We start from the raw sequence: 16931 nt of genomic DNA on the forward strand, positions 1-16931 counted from the left end.
TCCTCATGGCGCCCTCATCCGATGAGCGGCGGACTTTGGCTGTTTTGATTGGGAAGCCAGAATGATTGGCATTAAAAGCATCGCCAGCTACGTGCCGGCCCAGGGCGTGGACAACTACGCCCAAGGTGCGCGTTTCGAAAAGAACGAAGATTTCATCCTCGGCAAGATCGGCTCGGCTTTCCTGCCGCGCAAAGAGGCCACGCAGGAAACCTCCGACCTCGCCGTTGAAGCGGCCCGTGCGCTGTTCGTCAACAACCCCAGCCTCGACCCGCAGTCGATCGACGCGCTCATCGTGGTCACCCAGAACGGTGACGAAGAGGGCCTGCCGCACACCTCGGCCATCGTCCAGGACAAGCTGGGCCTGAGCACTTCGGTCGCCGCCTTCGACGTTTCGCTCGGTTGCTCGGGCTACGTCTACGGGCTGTACGCGATCAAGGGCTTCATGGAAGCGGCCGGGCTGAAGAATGGCCTGCTGATCACCGCCGACCCCTATTCGAAGATCGTCGACCCCGAAGACCGCAACACCACCATGCTGTTCGGTGACGCCGCCACCGCCACCTGGATGGGCGAGGGCGCCGACTGGCAGCTCGGCCAGGCGCGTTTCGGCACCGACGGCGCCGGCGCTGCGCACTTGAAGGTCAGCGACGGCACCTTCTTCATGAACGGCCGCCAGGTGTTCAACTTCGCCTTGCTCAAGGTGCCCGCGCACCTGCGCGAGCTGCTCGAAGCGAGCGACTTGCAGTCCTCCGACATCGACGCCTTCTGCATCCACCAGGGCAGCGCCGCCATCGTCGACGCCGTGGCACGGCGTTTCGAGGAAGAGCTGGAGCACAAACGTCCGGAGAAATTCGTCAAGGACATGCTGGAAACCGGCAACACGGTGTCATCGAGCATTCCGCTGCTGCTGGAAAAGCACATGTTCGGCGGCACCTGGCGCCGTGTGGCGATCAGTGGCTTCGGCGTCGGCCTTTCGTGGGGCTCGGCGATCCTTCAGCGAAGCTGATCGACAGGTCATGAAAAAGCGCCGGCAGGCTTGGCCCCGGCGCTTTTTTCATGCCCGTTCATCGCCATTGGCCGGCGGTAAACCCTTGATTTGCAAAAAGATGGCCGTGTAATGGCAATTTTTTTTGCAAATCGCCCTCAAGCCAGGGCCACTCCCGACGATAACCATTACGAAGGTTCTCTAGGCCACACCCGGCGGTTGCCAAGGCCGGAAGCCGCAGTAACTCATCCAACGAGGATTTCGTCATGGCTTTAACCGTTAACACCAACATTGCTTCGATCACCACTCAGAGCAACCTGACCAAGGCCAGCAACGCCCAGACGACTTCGATGCAGCGTCTGTCGTCCGGCCTGCGGATCAACAGCGCCAAGGATGACGCGGCCGGCCTGCAGATCTCCAACCGTCTGACCAGCCAGATCAACGGCCTGGGCCAGGCAGTGAAGAACGCCAACGACGGTATCTCCATCGCCCAGACCGCTGAAGGCGCGATGCAGGCCTCGACCGACATCCTGCAGAAGATGCGTACTCTGGCACTGTCTTCGTCCACCGGCTCGCTCAGCGCCGATGACCGTAAGTCGAACAACGACGAATACCAGGCTCTGACCGCGGAACTGACCCGTATCTCGCAGACCACCACCTTCGGTGGCCAGAAACTGCTGGACGGTTCGTACGGCACCAAGGCCATCCAGGTCGGCGCCAACGCCAACGAGACCATCAACCTGTCCCTGGACAACGTTGCGGCCAACAACATCGGTTCCCAGCAGGTCAAGAGCCTGACTGCCGACCCTAAAGCCAACGGCCTGGCTGGCGGCCCTATCACCGTCACCGGTAACGGTCAGAGCGAAACCTACACCGCTGCTGCCGGCGCTTCGGCCAAAGAGATCGCAAAGGGCATGAGCGGCCTGATCGGCGGCCTGACCGCTACCGCCAGCACCGAAGTCAGCTTCGCTGTCGACAAAGCGGCTGCCACCACCACGCCTGTGAGCTTCACCCTGCAGGTCGGTGACCAGAAAGTCGATATCAAGGGCGTGACCGACACTGCCGGCCTGGCCGACCAGTTGAAATCCAACTCCGCCAAACTGGGTATCAGCGTCAACTTCGACGAAACCAGCGGCAAGCTGTCGGTCAAATCCGACACCGGTGAGAACGTTTCCTTTAGCGGCACCACCGGCGGCGCTGCGGTCACCGTCGCCAGCAAAGGCGCTGACGGCAAGTTCTCGACTGGCGTCGCCGTCGCCGACGACCTGGTCGCCACTGGCGCAGTGTCCCTGGATTCGGCCAAAGGCTACTCGTTGAGCGGCACTGGCGCAGAAGAAGTGTTCGGTACCGGTACCGCACTGACTTCGACCAAGACCACCATCTCGCAGACCGATGTCACCGATTCGACCAACGCCCAGAACGCGCTGGCCGTGATCGACAAGGCCATCGGCTCGATCGACAGCGTCCGTTCCGGCCTGGGTGCTACTCAGAACCGTCTGCAGACCACTGTAGACAACCTGCAAAACATCCAGAAGAACTCCACCGCTGCCCGTTCGACCGTGCAGGATGTGGACTTCGCGGCCGAAACCGCCGAGCTGACCAAGCAGCAAACCCTGCAACAGGCATCCACCGCGATCCTGTCCCAGGCCAACCAGCTGCCGTCCTCGGTACTGAAACTGCTTCAGTAATCGCGCTGGCAGGCTAGCAACGAAAGGGCGCGTTCTACGTGCCCTTTTGCCGTTCTGACGTGAGGAGTTTCACCCATGGACATGAGTGTGAAAGTGAACCAGGTCTACACGCCGCCGCTGGCGCCGGTGGTCGCCGTCGCGCCCGCCGACGCCGCCAGTCTGGCCAAGGCGCCGGATGCGGCAGCGCCGCCTGCCGCGGCAAGCGAGCCGGCGAGCCGTGAGGATCTGGAGAAAGCGCTCGGGGAAATCCGCGACTTCGCGCGTGACAACCACCGTAATCTGGATTTTTCCATCGACGAGGACAGCGGCAGGGTAGTGGTGAAAGTCATCGCCACCGATTCGGGCCTGGTGATTCGTCAGATTCCTTCCGAGGCCGCGCTGAAGCTGGCGCAGAACCTCAACGACGCCAACAGTCTGCTGTTCAAGGATGAAGTGTAGGTTGGCATGAAACTTGTTGCTGCAGCCGTTTGCGAGCGTGATCGTCAAGCCGTTGGCAGCCACTGAGACACAGGGAGACAACGATGGCAGGTTCAACAGTCAGCGGTATCGGTTCGAATATCGACACCCAGGCAATTGTCAAAGCTCTGGTGGACGCGCAGAAGGCGCCGAAACAGGCTCAGATCAATACCCAGACCTTGAAGGCGACCACGACGTTGTCTTCCATCGGCAAGGTCCAAGCCGCCCTCGATGCGTTCCGCGGGGCCATGGAGAACATGTCCAGCACCAACGTGTTCACCGGGCTGAGTGTGAAGTCCAGCGACGAGAAGGTCGCTACCATCAAGGCGGGCAATGGTGCTTCCAATGGCACCTTCGCGTTGAAAGTAGAAAGTTTGGCCCAGGCTTCGAAGATCTCCACGCCGGTGTATGCCAACGGCGCCAGCTCCGTGGTCAACAAGACCAGCACCGCCACGACGTTGAGCATCAGCCAGTCCGGCAAGACTTACGACCTCAGCGTGCCGGCCGGCGCTACCCTGCAGCAGGTGCGCGACAGCATCAACAGCCAGTTCGGCACTCAGGGCTTGAGCGCCAACGTGCTCACCGACGCCAACGGTTCGCGCCTGGTGCTGACCTCGACCAAGATGGGCGAGGGATCGGACATCACCCTGGGCGGTAACTCGGGCATCGACACCGGGTATACCGTGATCGACAAGCCTGCCAACGCCAAGTACATGCTCGACGGCATCAGCATGACGTCCAAGAGCAACGAAATCTCCGACGCCGTCAGCGGTTTGAGCATCACCTTGACGGGGGTGTCGTCAAAAAATGATAGTGGCGAGTTTTCGCCGACCATTCTTTCGTTGACCACCAACGCCAGCACACTCAAATCCGGTGTGCAGGGCTTTGTTGATACCTACAATGCCCTGATCACGGCCATCAACGCCGAAACCAAGGTCACCACGGGCGCCGACGGTACGCCGACCGCTGGTGCGCTGACCGGTGACGCGACGATGCGTGGCCTGGTGTCGTCTATTCGCAACGAGCTCAGCCAATTGTCGGGCAACGGTGCGTTCAAGTCCCTGGCGCAGTTCGGCGTCACCACGTCCCAGGACGGCGGCCTGCTGAGCATCGACGACAAGAAGTGGAGCGCTGCGGCGGCCACCAACATCGCCGACCTCTCGAGCATCTTCACCGGCAAGGACGGCCTGCTTGCGCGCATGCAGAACGCCACTGAAAGCTACGCCAAGGCCAGCACCGGCACCTTCGCCGAGCGCACCAAGACGCTGACCGACAACCTCAACAAGCTCAAGACCGAGCAGACCACCCTCGACGATCGCATGACCGCGTTGCAGAAGAGCCTGCAGGACAAATACAACGCCATGGACACCCTGGTGGCCCAGTTGCGCGCGCAGAGCGACAGCGTGATGACCACGCTGAACGCCTTGAACAAGTCCAACAGCGACAGCTGATCGGCGCTTAAGTTATCCACGGCTCGGCCGACATAACTGTCATCGAGCCGTTATCTTTTTTCTGTCACGAGGTTGCACGATGAACCCCATGAGAGCCCTTCGCCAATACCAGAAGGTCAATTCCCATGCACAGATCTCCGAAGCTACGCCCCATCGGTTGGTGCAGATGCTGATGGAAGGCGGGCTGGATCGCATGGCCCAGGCCAAGGGCGCGATGGCGCGCGGCGACGTGGCGGAAAAGGGCCTGCTGATCGGCAAGGCGATCGACATCATCATCGGCCTGCGCGATGGTCTGGATGCCGAAAAGAGCGAGAACCCCGAGAGCATCGAGCAACTCGCCAGCCTGTACGTATATATGACCAATCGCCTGATGCAGGCGAACATCGCCAACGATGCCGGCATGATCGACGAAGTCGCCCGGCTGCTGATCACCGTCAAGAGCGGTTGGGATCAGATCCCACCCGCGCAACAAGCCGGCTGAGCCCGCGAGGAGCGTGTCGTGAACACTGCCATCCAACGATTCGACGAAACCCGTGACGCTTTGCTCGATGCCCTGGACGAGCGCGACTGGGAGGCTATCGGCAGGCTCGACGAAGCCTGCCGGGTGTGCATCGACGACATGCTGACGGCAAGCGTGGTGGACGAGGCCCAGGTCAAGGCCAAGTTGGAAGATCTGCTGGGGGTCTACCGCGATTTGCTGGAAGCGACAATGGGCGAACGCCAAGCCATCGCCGAGCAAATGTCGCAGATCAATCAGGCAAAATCGGCGGCAAAGGTTTACCATCTGTTCAGCTGAGGTAAATAGATAACGCCTGTCCGGCGCCATAAATTTGACTGGTTCTACGTTTTTTACTTTACTAGTGGCTGTTTTCGAATTTCAGACGTCTCATTGCTGACCGTACGTCAGGGCGACGTCGAATTCGCCTCCCCGGCACCGATATGACTAGGGAAGTTGCTATTGCATGTGGCGTGAAACCAAGATTCTGCTGATCGATGACGACAGCGAGCGCCGCCGCGATATGGCGGTGGTCCTGAATTTCCTGGGCGAAGACAACCTGCCTTGCTCGAGCCAGAACTGGCAGCAGGCCGTGGAGTCTTTGCAGTCGAGCCGCGAAGTATTGTGCGTGCTCATGGGTACCGTGGCATCGCCTGGCACGGTACTCGGGCAGCTTAAGACCGTGACAGGGTGGGATGAGTTCCTTCCTGTCCTGCTTCTTGGTGAAATTTCTTCTGCCGAGTTCCCCGACGACTTGCGCCGCCGGGTACTGTCCAACTTGCAGATGCCCCCCAGCTATAGCCAATTGCTCGATTCCCTGCACCGTGCCCAGGTCTATCGCGAGATGTACGACCAGGCACGCGAGCGCGGTCGTCAGCGCGAGCCCAACCTGTTCCGCAGCCTGGTCGGCACCAGCCGAGCAATCCAGCACGTGCGGCAGATGATGCAGCAGGTAGCCGACACCGACGCCAGTGTGTTGATCCTCGGTGAGTCGGGAACGGGCAAGGAAGTGGTGGCGCGCAACCTGCACTACCATTCCAAGCGCCGCGACGCGCCGTTCGTGCCGGTCAACTGCGGCGCCATCCCGGCAGAGCTGCTGGAAAGCGAGCTGTTCGGCCATGAGAAGGGCGCATTCACCGGTGCCATCACTACCCGCGCCGGGCGTTTCGAACTCGCCAACGGTGGCACGCTGTTCCTCGACGAGATCGGCGACATGCCGCTGCCGATGCAGGTCAAGCTGCTGCGTGTGTTGCAGGAACGCACCTTCGAGCGGGTCGGCAGCAACAAGACCCAGAGCGTCGACGTGCGCATCATCGCGGCCACGCACAAGAACCTCGAAACCATGATCGAAGCGGGCTCGTTCCGCGAAGACCTGTACTACCGGCTCAACGTCTTCCCCATCGAAATGGCGCCCCTGCGCGAGCGCGTCGAAGACATCCCGCTGTTGATGAACGAGCTGATCTCGCGCATGGAGCACGAGAAGCGCGGCTCGATCCGCTTCAATTCGGCCGCGATCATGTCGCTGTGCCGCCACGGCTGGCCGGGCAACGTGCGTGAGCTGGCCAACCTGGTGGAACGTATGGCGATCATGCACCCCTATGGTGTGATCGGTGTCGCCGAGCTGCCGAAGAAATTCCGTTATGTCGAAGACGAAGACGAGCAGTTGGTCGACAGCCTGCGCAGCGACCTGGAAGAGCGCGTGGCGATCAACGGACACACGCCGAACTTCGCCAGCCAGGCCATGTTGCCGCCCGAAGGTCTGGACCTCAAAGACTACCTCGGCGGCCTGGAGCAGGGCTTGATTCAACAGGCGCTGGACGATGCCAATGGCATCGTGGCCCGCGCGGCGGAGCGTCTGCGCATCCGCCGCACTACCTTGGTGGAGAAGATGCGTAAATACGGGATGAGTCGCCGCGACGGCGAAGAGGCCGCTGAAGAGTAGGCGCCATCGAGGGCGTTGTGGGGCAACCTGCAACACGCTGTTGGCGTGTGATCGCATCCTTTTTGGAAGAACAGGGCACTGTGCTCGACATGGCCCGCGCTGCCACGCGGGTAACATGCGTTAACCAACTAGCCCCTTGCGTATCCCATCTCCCGGCACGCCCCTTGCTACAACCTCGCCAACAGGTCGTTTTTATGACGGTCAGCCACGCGAGAATGTCCGATGCCTCAGATTGCCTCCCTCTCCCGAGCCCCCGATCCGCAACGCCGCAACCCTGCCGAGCAACAGAGCCGCGAAAGCCTGGAGCAGGCCTTCGCGCTATTCGGCCAGGTGTCCAGCCAGCTGCACGCGTCCTACGGCATGCTCGAGGCGCGGGTCAGCGAGCTCAAAGGCGAGTTGGCGGTGGTCAGTGCCCAGCGCATGGCCGAACTGGCCGAAAAGGAGCGCTTGGCCAATCGCCTGCAAAGCCTGCTCGATGTGTTGCCCGGCGGTGTGGTGGTGCTCGATGGTCGGGGCGTGGTGGTCGAAGCCAACCCTGCCGCGGCGGAGCTTCTGGGGGAGCCATTGCTGGGCGAGTTGTGGCGCGAGCTGATCGTACAGCGCTTCGCGCCGCGCGACGACGATGGCCATGAAGTCTCGCTGCGCGATGGCCGCCGCGTGTCGATCGCCACCCGCTCGCTGGGCGCAGAGCCTGGGCAGTTGCTGCTGCTCACCGACCTGACCGAAACAAGGCGCTTGCAAGACCAGCTGGCGCGTCATGAGCGCTTGTCCAGCCTGGGGCGCATGGTCGCCTCACTGGCCCATCAGATCCGCACGCCGTTGTCGGCCGCCATGCTCTACGCCGGGCATCTCGCCGACCCGGCGCATACCCTGCCCGACGACACCCGGCAACGCTTCGCCGGTCAGCTCAAAGAGCGCCTGCATGAGCTCGAGCACCAGGTGCGCGACATGCTGGTATTCGCACGTGGCGAGTTGCCGCTGACCGATCGCCTGTCGCCCAAGGGTTTGTTCCAGGCCCTGCAACAGGCCGCCCACAGCCATGTCGAGAGCCATGCCGTGCGCTGGCAGTGCGATACCCGTCTGGGCGAAGTGCTGTGCAACCGCGACACCCTGGTCGGCGCCTTGCTCAACCTGATCAACAACGCCTTGCAAGCGAGCCAGGGCCCAGCGCGTCTGAAGGTACACCTGATGCGCCGTGGGCAGCAGGTCGCACTGTGCATCAGCGATGCCGGTGGCGGCATCGATGCCGCCCTGCTGGCGCGCCTGGGCGAACCCTTCCTCACCACCAAGACCAATGGTACGGGCCTGGGCCTGGCCGTGGTCAATGCCGTGGTGCGCGCCCATCAAGGCCAGGTGCGGATCCGCTCGCGCGTGGGTCGTGGCACCTGTGTGACGGTCACGCTGCCGCTGCTGGGTGTGGCGGGAGGGGAGGGCAGCGCATGACGCACAAGGTGCTGCTGGTCGAGGACGACCGCAACCTGCGCCAGGCCTTGGCCGATACCCTGGAAGTGGGCGGCTTCGCCTGGCGCGCGGTGGGTTCGGCGGAGCTCGCCTTGCAGGCCGTGGGCGAAGAAGCTTTCAGCCTGGTGGTCAGCGACGTCAACATGCCCGGCATGGACGGCCATCAGTTGCTGGGCGAATTGCGCCAGCGCCAGCCGCAACTGCCGGTGTTGCTGATGACGGCCCATGCTGCGGTGGAAAGCGCCGTGCAAGCCATGCGCCAGGGCGCGGTGGACTACCTGGTCAAGCCCTTCGAGCCGCGCGCCTTGCTCAGCCTGGTCGAGCGCCATGCGGCCCATCGTCTGCTGGCCGACGACGGCCCGGTGGCCTGCGCGCCCAGCAGCCGGCAGTTGCTGGCGCTGGCGGCGCGGGTCGCGCGCAGCGACTCGACGGTGATGATCTGCGGCGAGTCGGGCACCGGCAAGGAAGTGCTGGCGCGGTATATCCACCAGCAATCGACCCGCGCCGAGGGGCCGTTCGTGGCCATCAACTGCGCGGCGATCCCCGACAACATGCTCGAAGCCACCTTGTTCGGCCACGAAAAGGGCGCGTTCACCGGCGCCATCGCCGCCCAGCCCGGCAAGTTCGAGCAGGCCGACGGCGGCACCTTGCTGCTCGACGAAATCTCCGAAATGCCCCTGGCCTTGCAGGCCAAGCTGCTGCGGGTGTTGCAGGAGCGCGAGGTGGAGCGGGTCGGCGGGCGCAAGCCGATCCCGCTCGACATCCGCGTGCTGGCCACCAGCAACCGCGACCTGGCCGCGCAGGTGGCGGCAGGCGCGTTTCGCGAAGACCTCTATTACCGCTTGTCGGTGTTCCCCCTGGCCTGGCAACCCCTGCGCGAGCGCCGCGACGACATTCTGCCGCTGGCCGAGCGTCTGCTCGCCCGCCATGCCGGCAAGCTGCGCCTCGGCGCGGTTCGCCTGTCGCCCGAAGCCCGCGAGTGTCTACGCGAACATGCCTGGCCCGGCAACGTGCGCGAGCTGGACAATGCCGTGCAGCGCGCTTTGATCCTGCAACAGGGCGGGGTGATCGAAGCGGCGGATTTCTGTCTGCCGGGGTTGGCAACGGGGGCTGCGTCACGACCGGCCGCGCCTTTGGGTATCGAGCGCGAGATTGCCGAGCCAGCGGTACTGGGCGACGACCTGCGTCGCCATGAATTCCAGATGATCCTCGACGCCTTGCGCAGCGAGCGCGGGCGACGCAAGGAGGCGGCCGAGCGGCTGGGCATCAGCCCACGCACATTGCGCTACAAGCTGGCACAGATGCGCGAAGCCGGAATGGACGCCGAAATCGATGGCTGATGGGGTGGGGGCTGACTGTCGCCCTGGGTATAGGGCAGCGGGTGGTCGATCGGCTGGAGCGGGGTCGGGATGCGATTACCTGTCGACAGGTGCCGTAGCTGCTGGGCCGGCGGTGCCGGCCATCGCGGCTAAAGCCGCTCCCACAGGATGAGCGCCATCGCGGCTGAAGCCGCCCCAACAGGATATTCGTAGGGCCGCTGAAGCCGCTCCAGCAGCATGAGCGCAATCCTGTGGGAACGGCCGGTTCGGCGCTCCGATCAGCCGCGATGGGCCGCGACGCGGCCCTGAACCAAGCCGACAGATCCGGCTCCAGCCTTTTCCTGCTCCCATTCACCACCCTGGCATTCTTGTTGCTAGTTCCCCTGTACCCGCCGCATGAGTGTCAAAAAAAATGCGGCCGTCGCAGAGAGAAGTCCATGACCCAAGGTGTTCAATTCAACCGTCTGATGCTGGACATGCGCGCCATGCAAGCCGACGCCATGTCCCAGCCCAAAGCCGTGGCCGCGCCAGAGCTAGGGCAGAACTCGTTCGCCGACATGCTTGGCCAGGCGATCGGCAAGGTCAATGAAACCCAGCAGTCATCCAATGCCCTGGCCAATGCCTTCGAAATCGGCAAGGGCAATGTCGACCTGACCGACGTCATGGTGGCCTCGCAAAAGGCCTCGGTGTCGTTCCAGGCACTCACGCAGGTGCGCAACAAGTTGGTCCAGGCGTACCAGGACATCATGCAGATGCCAGTTTGAGGGCTGACTAAGTGGCCGATGCCGTCGACACTCCACCCGCCACCACCGGTGCCAAGCCTGCGTCCAAGCTGGCGCTGCCGGGGCTGGGTTTCCTGGAAAACATCTCGCGCATGCCTGCGCTGCGCCAGGTCGGCCTGTTGGTCGGGCTGGCCGCCAGCGTGGCGGTGGGCTTTGCCGTGGTGCTCTGGTCGCAGCAGCCGGACTACCGTCCGCTGTACGGCAGCCTGGCCGGGATGGACACCAAGCAGGTCATCGACACCCTCGGTGCCTCCGACATCGAATACCGCGTCGAGCCCAACTCCGGCGCACTGCTGGTCAAGGCCGACGACCTTTCCCGCGCGCGCCTGAAACTCGCCGCTGCGGGCATCACCGCCAACGACGGCAACGTCGGCTTCGAAATTCTCGACAAGGACCAGGGCCTGGGCACCAGCCAGTTCATGGAAGCCACCCGCTACCGCCGCGGCCTGGAAGGCGAGTTGGCGCGCACCGTGTCGAGCCTGAACAACGTCAAAGGCGCCCGCGTGCACCTGGCGATTCCGAAAAGCTCGGTGTTCGTGCGTGACGAACGCAAGCCCAGCGCCTCGGTGCTGGTCGAAATGTACCCGGGCCGGACCTTGGAAAGCGGCCAGGTCATGGCCATCGTCAACTTGGTGGCGACCAGCGTGCCGGAACTGGACAAGTCTCAGGTCACCGTGGTCGACCAGAAAGGCAACCTGCTCTCCGAGCAGTTGCAGGACACTGCACTGACCATGGCCGGCAAGCAGTACGACTACAGCCGGCGCATGGAAAGCCTGCTCACCCAGCGCGTGCAGAACATCCTGCAACCGGTGCTGGGCAACGACCGCTACAAGGCCGAGGTGTCGGCCGACGTGGATTTCAGCGCGGTCGAGTCGACCTCCGAGCAGTTCAACCCCGAGCAACCGGCGCTGCGTAGCGAACAGTCGGTCGATGAGCAGCGCTCCAGCAGCCAAGGTCCGCAGGGCGTGCCGGGCGCGCTGAGCAACCAGCCACCGGGCGCCGCCAGCGCACCGCAAACGGCCACGGCCGGCGCGGCCGGTGCCGGTGCGATCCAGCCCGGCCAACCGCTGCTCGATGCCAACGGCCAGCAGATCATGGACCCGGCCACCGGCCAGCCGATGCTCGCGCCGTACCCCAGCGACAAGCGCCAGCAGAGCACCAAGAACTTCGAGCTGGACCGCTCGATCAGCCACACCCGCCAGCAACAGGGCCGTCTGACCCGCCTGTCGGTGGCCGTGGTGGTGGACGACCAGGTCAAGGTCGACGCGGCCAGCGGCGAAACCACGCGCACGCCCTGGACCAGCGAAGACCTGGCACGCTTCACCCGCCTGGTGCAGGACGCGGTAGGCTTCGACGCCAGCCGCGGCGACAGCGTCAGCGTGGTCAACGTGCCGTTCTCCGCCGACCGTGGCGAAGTGTTGGTCGACATTCCGTTCTACTCGCAGCCCTGGTTCTGGGACATCGTCAAACAGGCCCTGGGCGTGCTGTTCATCCTGGTGTTGGTGTTCGGCGTGCTGCGTCCGGTGCTGAACAACATCACCCGTGGCGGCAAGGACGTCGGCGTGGCAGGCGACACGGAGCTGGGCGGGATGATCGGGATGGATGGCGACCTCGCCAACGACCGCGTCACCCTCGGTGGCCCGCAAAGCATCCTGCTGCCCAGCCCCACCGAGGGTTACGAGGCGCAGCTCAACGCAATCAAGGGCCTGGTGGCCGAAGACCCGGGCCGTGTAGCTCAGGTCGTCAAGGACTGGATCAACGCCGATGAGTGATAACCGCGCCGTGAACGCCAAACTCAGCCGTGTCGACAAGGCTGCCATCCTCCTGCTGTCGCTGGGCGAGACCGACGCCGCCCAGGTGCTGCGCCACATGGGCCCCAAGGAAGTGCAGCGGGTCGGTGTGGCCATGGCGCAGATGGGCAACATCCACCGCGAGCAGGTCGAGCAGGTGATGAGCGAGTTCGTCGAGACCGTCGGCGACCAGACCAGCCTGGGCGTAGGCTCGGACGGCTACATCCGCAAGATGCTCAATCAGGCCTTGGGTGAGGACAAGGCCAATGGCCTGATCGACCGCATTCTGCTGGGCGGCAACACCAGCGGCCTGGACAGCTTGAAGTGGATGGAGCCGCGCGCCGTGGCCGACGTGATCCGCTACGAGCACCCGCAGATCCAGGCCATCGTGGTCGCCTACCTCGACCCCGACCAGGCCGGTGAGGTGCTGAGCAACTTCGATCACAAAGTGCGACTGGACATCATCCTGCGCGTGTCGTCGCTGAACACCGTGCAACCGGCGGCGCTCAAGGAGCTGAACCAGATTCTCGAGAAGCAGTTCTCCGGCAACTCCAATGCCGCGCGGACCACCCTGGGTGGCATCAAACGTGCGGCTGACATCATGAACTTCCTCGACAGCTCCGTGGAAGGCCAGCTGATGGACTCGATCCGCGAGGTCGACGGCGACCTGTCCGAGCAGATCGAAGACCTGATGTTCGTCTTCAACAACCTGGCCGACGTCGACGACCGCGGGATCCAGTCGCTGCTGCGCGAAGTCGCCTCGGACGTGCTGGTGGTGGCGCTCAAGGGTGCCGACGACCGGGTCAAGGACAAAGTCTTCAAGAACATGTCCAAACGTGCGTCGGAGCTGCTGCGCGACGACCTCGAGGCCAAAGGGCCGGTGCGCGTCAGCGACGTCGAGGGCGCGCAGAAGGAAATCCTCACCGTGGCCCGACGCATGGCCGATGCCGGCGAGATCGTGCTGGGCGGCAAAGGTGGCGAGGAGATGATCTAGGCCCGCGTATGGCCAGGCGAGCGGAGCATCATGGGTCCAGCCCGATCATGCTGGAGGCCGTTGTGCCGGCTGCGCCGGCCATCGCGGCTAAAGCCGCTCCCACACACACAAAAAAAAAGGCACGGTTACTCAAAAGGGTAATGACCTGTTGGAGCGGCTTCAGCCGCGATGGCCGGCATCGCCGCCCCAGTCCCGGCGACATCATTCCCTGTAACTGGACTGGCCCCTATGCGGCCTTGCGCGAATGAACCGCAGTGCCGACCGCCCGCTCCTATGAAAGGCCAGATCGGCTGACAGGCAGTGCCATATCTATCTCAGGCGAGAGCGCCTGACCCTGGTTTCGAGAGCCCGATTGCATGTCCAGTAAAGACCAACACGCCAGCGACCTGATCCGCGCCCGTGACCTAGAGGGTGTGGACGTGTGGGCATTGCCCAGTTTCGATCCCGCACCGCGCTTCGTCGCGGAACCCGAACCCGAGGCGACGCCCGAGGTGGTCGAGGACGAGGTCGCCGAAGTGCCCATCGAAGACGTCCAGCCGATCACCCTCGAAGAGCTCGAAGCCATTCGCCAGGAGGCCTACAACGAAGGCTTCGCCACGGGCGAGCGGGACGGCTTCCACAGTGCCCAGCTCAAGGTGCGCCAGGAAGCCGACGCGGCCCTGGCGGCCAAACTGGCGAGCCTGGAACAGCTGATGCGACACCTGCTCGACCCCATCGCCGAGCAGGACACGCAGATCGAGCGCGGCCTTGTGCACTTGGTCGGCCACATGGCCCGGCAGGTGATCGGCCGCGAACTGCGCGGCGATTCCAGCCAGATCACCCAGGTACTGCGCGAGGCGCTGAAACTGCTGCCGATGGGCGCCGACAACATCCGCATCCACCTCAATCCCCAGGACTTCGAAGCCGTCAAGGCCTTGCGCGAGCGCCACGAAGAACACTGGAAACTGCTCGAAGACGAGGCGCTGCTGCCCGGCGGTTGCCGCATCGAAACCGCCCACAGCCGCATCGACGCGAGCATGGAGACGCGCTTGGAAAAAGCCGTGGCGCAGTTGTTCGACCAGCTCCACGAGCAGGCCCTGCACCCGGCTCCGGCCGACCTGTCCATCGACCTGACCCAGCCACGCGAGGCCGACGATGCGCCTTGACCGCACCAGCTTCGCCAAGCGCCTGGGCAGCTACGCCGAGGCCATCGCCCTGCCGGCACAGCCGGTGGCCGAAGGCCGGCTGCTGCGCATGGTCGGGCTGACGCTGGAAGCCGAGGGTCTGCGCGCGGCGGTGGGCAGCCGCTGCCGGGTGATCAACGACGACGGCTACCACGCCGTCGAGGTGGAAGCCGAAGTCATGGGCTTCTCCGGCAGCAAGGTGTTCCTCATGCCAGTGGGCAGCGTGGCCGGCATCGCGCCCGGCGCGCGCGTGGTGCCGCTGGACGACAGCGGTCGCCTGCCCATGGGCATGAGCATGCTCGGCCGGGTGCTGGACGGCGCCGGTCGCGCTCTGGACGGCAAGGGCGGCATGAAGGCCGAAGACTGGGTGCCCATGGAAGGCCCGACCATCAACCCGCTCAACCGTGAGCCGATCAGCCAGCCGCTGGACGTGGGCATCCGCAGCATCAACGGCCTGCTGACCGTGGGCCGGGGGCAGCGCCTGGGCCTGTTCGCCGGTACCGGCGTCGGTAAGTCGGTGCTGCTGGGCATGATGACGCGCTTCACCGAAGCCGAGATCATCGTGGTCGGCTTGATCGGCGAACGGGGCCGCGAGGTGAAGGAATTCATCGAGCACATCCTCGGCGAGGAGGGCATCAAACGCTCGGTGGTGGTGGCCTCGCCCGCGGACGATGCCCCCTTGATGCGTCTGCGCGCGGCCATGTACTGCACGCGCATCGCTGAATACTTCCGCGACAAGGGCAAGAACGTCCTGCTGCTGATGGATTCGCTGACCCGTTTCGCCCAGGCCCAGCGGGAAATCGCCCTGGCCATCGGCGAGCCGCCGGCGACCCGTGGCTATCCGCCTTCGGTGTTCGCCAAGCTGCCCAAACTGGTGGAGCGCGCCGGTAACGGCGAAGCCGGCGGGGGATCGATCACCGCGTTCTATACCGTGCTGTCCGAAGGCGACGACCAGCAGGACCCGATCGCCGACTCGGCGCGCGGCGTGCTCGACGGCCACTTCGTGCTGTCGCGGCGTCTGGCCGAGGAAGGGCACTATCCGGCCATCGACATCGAGGCCTCGATCAGCCGGGTGATGCCGCAAGTGGTGGACATCGACCACCTGCGCCAGGCGCAGAAATTCAAGCAGCTGTGGTCGCGCCTGTCGCAGAGCCGCGACTTGATCAGCGTGGGCGCCTATGTGCCGGGGGGCGATCCGGAAACCGACATGGCCATTGCCTTGCAGGGCAAGCTGGTGTCGTACCTGCGCCAAGGCCTGGACGAAAACGTAAGTCTGGCCCAGGGCCGCGCGGAACTGGCGGCGGTGTTCGCCAGCCCCGCCAATGGAGGCTAAGCCATGAGTGTGCCCAGCCGTGCCGCGCGTCTGTTGCCGGTGGTGGAAATGGCCGAGGACGCCGAGCGCAAGGCCGCCCAGCGCCTGGGCCAGTTCCAGCAGCAGGTGAACGTCGCCCAGGCCAAGCTCAGCGAACTGGAGCAGTTCCGCGGCGATTACCAGCAGCAATGGCTCAACCGTGGCGGCCAAGGCGTCGATGGCGCCTGGCTGGTCAACTACCAGCGCTTTCTCGGGCAGCTGGAAACCGCCATGGGCCAGCAGCGCCAGAGCCTGACCTGGCATCAGAACAACCTGAACAATGCGCGCAAGGGCTGGCAAGAGGCTTATGCGCGGGTGGAGGGGCTGCGCAAGCTGGTGCAGCGCTACCTCGACGAGGCTCGCCGCGCCGACGACAAGCGCGAGCAGAAGCTGCTCGACGAGTTGTCGCAACGTCTACCGCGTCACGCGTTTCCGTAACAGGCCGTCGGCGGCTTCGACGCCGCTGTGGGATGGGCTACACTTCGACCACCTCGCGGAACCCGAAGCGGTGTTGGGCGTCTGATCTTCGCTGCTCGATGGGTTCGGCAAGGGGCGCCACGCAAGGCTGCGGCGCAACGTCAAGGATGAAGCGGAACACAAGCGGCTGACCGACCGACAGGCGCCCAGCCAGGCAATCGAGCTTGATCAAGGAGTGAGCAAGTGATGGACATGCATATCGACTACACCGTATTGAGCGACCTGCGCGACGTCATGGAAGACGGCTATCCGCAATTGCTGCAAACCTTCCTGGAAGACTCCGAGCGGCGCCTGAGCCAGTTGCACGAGGCCAAGGATGCCAGCGAGCTGGGGCTGGCCGCACACAGTTTCAAAGGCAGCAGCAGCGACATGGGCGCCGTGGGCCTGGCCGAGCTGTGCCGCCAACTCGAAGAGCGCGTGCGCCAGCCGCCGCTGTTCGGCATCGAAGACCTGATCAACCGCATCGACCTGGAATACCGCGAGGTGCAGCAGTTCTACCGCGGCGAACAGGATCGGCTGATCGCACCCTGAGCGACTTGGCGCGACTTTTGCTGTAACGGCTTCATGCTGTTCAGCCCT

16 protein-coding genes are annotated in these 16931 nt (G+C 64.1%); all 16 read left to right on the forward strand.

Annotation, left to right across the window (positions count from 1 at the left end):
* The first annotated feature begins 61 nt into the window (after positions 1-61).
* The gene (locus ACSMEV_RS10500; protein ID WP_459205120.1) at positions 62-1003 is read left to right on the forward strand and encodes a ketoacyl-ACP synthase III; all 942 of its coding nucleotides are present in this window, start codon (positions 62-64) and stop codon (positions 1001-1003) included.
* A gap of 245 nt (positions 1004-1248) precedes the next feature.
* The gene (locus tag ACSMEV_RS10505; RefSeq protein ID WP_459205121.1) at positions 1249-2670 is read left to right on the forward strand and encodes a flagellin N-terminal helical domain-containing protein; all 1422 of its coding nucleotides are present in this window, start codon (positions 1249-1251) and stop codon (positions 2668-2670) included.
* A 75-nt stretch (positions 2671-2745) separates the two neighbouring features.
* On the forward strand, positions 2746-3108 hold the full coding sequence (locus tag ACSMEV_RS10510; protein ID WP_459205122.1) for a flagellar protein FlaG: 363 nt from the start codon (positions 2746-2748) through the stop codon (positions 3106-3108).
* An 83-nt stretch (positions 3109-3191) separates the two neighbouring features.
* Complete coding sequence (gene fliD, locus ACSMEV_RS10515) at positions 3192-4577, forward strand: flagellar filament capping protein FliD (protein WP_459205123.1); 1386 nt, start codon at positions 3192-3194, stop codon at positions 4575-4577.
* Between the two features lie 79 nt (positions 4578-4656).
* Positions 4657-5058, forward strand: coding sequence for a flagellar export chaperone FliS (fliS, locus tag ACSMEV_RS10520; protein ID WP_296264320.1), 402 nt, complete (start codon positions 4657-4659; stop codon positions 5056-5058).
* An 18-nt stretch (positions 5059-5076) separates the two neighbouring features.
* On the forward strand, positions 5077-5373 hold the full coding sequence (locus ACSMEV_RS10525; RefSeq protein WP_459205124.1) for a flagellar protein FliT: 297 nt from the start codon (positions 5077-5079) through the stop codon (positions 5371-5373).
* Positions 5374-5539: 166 nt separating this feature from the next.
* Complete coding sequence (locus ACSMEV_RS10530; protein ID WP_459205125.1) at positions 5540-7015, forward strand: sigma-54 dependent transcriptional regulator; 1476 nt, start codon at positions 5540-5542, stop codon at positions 7013-7015.
* Positions 7016-7237: 222 nt separating this feature from the next.
* Positions 7238-8458, forward strand: coding sequence for a sensor histidine kinase (locus ACSMEV_RS10535; RefSeq protein ID WP_459205126.1), 1221 nt, complete (start codon positions 7238-7240; stop codon positions 8456-8458).
* On the forward strand, positions 8455-9816 hold the full coding sequence (locus ACSMEV_RS10540; protein ID WP_459205127.1) for a sigma-54-dependent transcriptional regulator: 1362 nt from the start codon (positions 8455-8457) through the stop codon (positions 9814-9816). The genes ACSMEV_RS10535 and ACSMEV_RS10540 overlap by 4 nt, the downstream gene beginning before the upstream one ends.
* 416 nt (positions 9817-10232) lie before the next feature.
* Positions 10233-10559 (forward strand): flagellar hook-basal body complex protein FliE, encoded by a 327-nt coding sequence (gene fliE, locus ACSMEV_RS10545; RefSeq protein ID WP_296264311.1) that lies wholly within the window; start codon positions 10233-10235, stop codon positions 10557-10559.
* A gap of 11 nt (positions 10560-10570) precedes the next feature.
* On the forward strand, positions 10571-12349 hold the full coding sequence (fliF, locus tag ACSMEV_RS10550) for a flagellar basal-body MS-ring/collar protein FliF (RefSeq protein ID WP_459205128.1): 1779 nt from the start codon (positions 10571-10573) through the stop codon (positions 12347-12349).
* Positions 12342-13361 carry a flagellar motor switch protein FliG gene (gene fliG / locus ACSMEV_RS10555; RefSeq protein WP_296264307.1) on the forward strand — a complete coding sequence of 340 codons (1020 nt, stop codon included), beginning with the start codon at positions 12342-12344 and terminating at the stop codon, positions 13359-13361. Before fliF ends, fliG begins: the two co-directional genes overlap by 8 nt.
* 356 nt (positions 13362-13717) lie before the next feature.
* The gene (gene fliH / locus ACSMEV_RS10560) at positions 13718-14506 is read left to right on the forward strand and encodes a flagellar assembly protein FliH (RefSeq protein ID WP_459205129.1); all 789 of its coding nucleotides are present in this window, start codon (positions 13718-13720) and stop codon (positions 14504-14506) included.
* Positions 14496-15857, forward strand: coding sequence for a flagellar protein export ATPase FliI (gene fliI, locus ACSMEV_RS10565; RefSeq protein WP_459205130.1), 1362 nt, complete (start codon positions 14496-14498; stop codon positions 15855-15857). The genes fliH and fliI overlap by 11 nt, the downstream gene beginning before the upstream one ends.
* Before the next feature lie 3 nt (positions 15858-15860).
* Positions 15861-16313 (forward strand): flagellar export protein FliJ, encoded by a 453-nt coding sequence (gene fliJ, locus ACSMEV_RS10570; protein ID WP_313741192.1) that lies wholly within the window; start codon positions 15861-15863, stop codon positions 16311-16313.
* Between the two features lie 222 nt (positions 16314-16535).
* On the forward strand, positions 16536-16883 hold the full coding sequence (locus ACSMEV_RS10575; RefSeq protein ID WP_413046751.1) for an Hpt domain-containing protein: 348 nt from the start codon (positions 16536-16538) through the stop codon (positions 16881-16883).
* The last annotated feature ends 48 nt before the right edge of the window (positions 16884-16931 follow it).

It is taken from the genome of Pseudomonas sp. MLB6B, from assembly GCF_054508135.1.

Excerpts from the sequence above, each read along its gene's own strand:
- fliE (WP_296264311.1), top strand. The coding sequence starts at position 10,233 with ATGACCCAAGGTGTTCAATTCAACCGTCTGATGCTGGACATGCGCGCC.
- ACSMEV_RS10540 (WP_459205127.1), top strand. The coding sequence starts at position 8,455 with ATGACGCACAAGGTGCTGCTGGTCGAGGACGACCGCAACCTGCGCCAG.
- fliS (WP_296264320.1), top strand. The coding sequence starts at position 4,657 with ATGAACCCCATGAGAGCCCTTCGCCAATACCAGAAGGTCAATTCCCAT.
- ACSMEV_RS10510 (WP_459205122.1), top strand. The coding sequence starts at position 2,746 with ATGGACATGAGTGTGAAAGTGAACCAGGTCTACACGCCGCCGCTGGCG.
- ACSMEV_RS10535 (WP_459205126.1), top strand. The coding sequence starts at position 7,238 with ATGCCTCAGATTGCCTCCCTCTCCCGAGCCCCCGATCCGCAACGCCGC.
- ACSMEV_RS10500 (WP_459205120.1), top strand. The coding sequence starts at position 62 with ATGATTGGCATTAAAAGCATCGCCAGCTACGTGCCGGCCCAGGGCGTG.
- fliD (WP_459205123.1), top strand. The coding sequence starts at position 3,192 with ATGGCAGGTTCAACAGTCAGCGGTATCGGTTCGAATATCGACACCCAG.
- ACSMEV_RS10530 (WP_459205125.1), top strand. The coding sequence starts at position 5,540 with ATGTGGCGTGAAACCAAGATTCTGCTGATCGATGACGACAGCGAGCGC.
- fliJ (WP_313741192.1), top strand. The coding sequence starts at position 15,861 with ATGAGTGTGCCCAGCCGTGCCGCGCGTCTGTTGCCGGTGGTGGAAATG.
- ACSMEV_RS10505 (WP_459205121.1), top strand. The coding sequence starts at position 1,249 with ATGGCTTTAACCGTTAACACCAACATTGCTTCGATCACCACTCAGAGC.
- fliI (WP_459205130.1), top strand. The coding sequence starts at position 14,496 with ATGCGCCTTGACCGCACCAGCTTCGCCAAGCGCCTGGGCAGCTACGCC.
- fliG (WP_296264307.1), top strand. The coding sequence starts at position 12,342 with ATGAGTGATAACCGCGCCGTGAACGCCAAACTCAGCCGTGTCGACAAG.
- fliH (WP_459205129.1), top strand. The coding sequence starts at position 13,718 with ATGTCCAGTAAAGACCAACACGCCAGCGACCTGATCCGCGCCCGTGAC.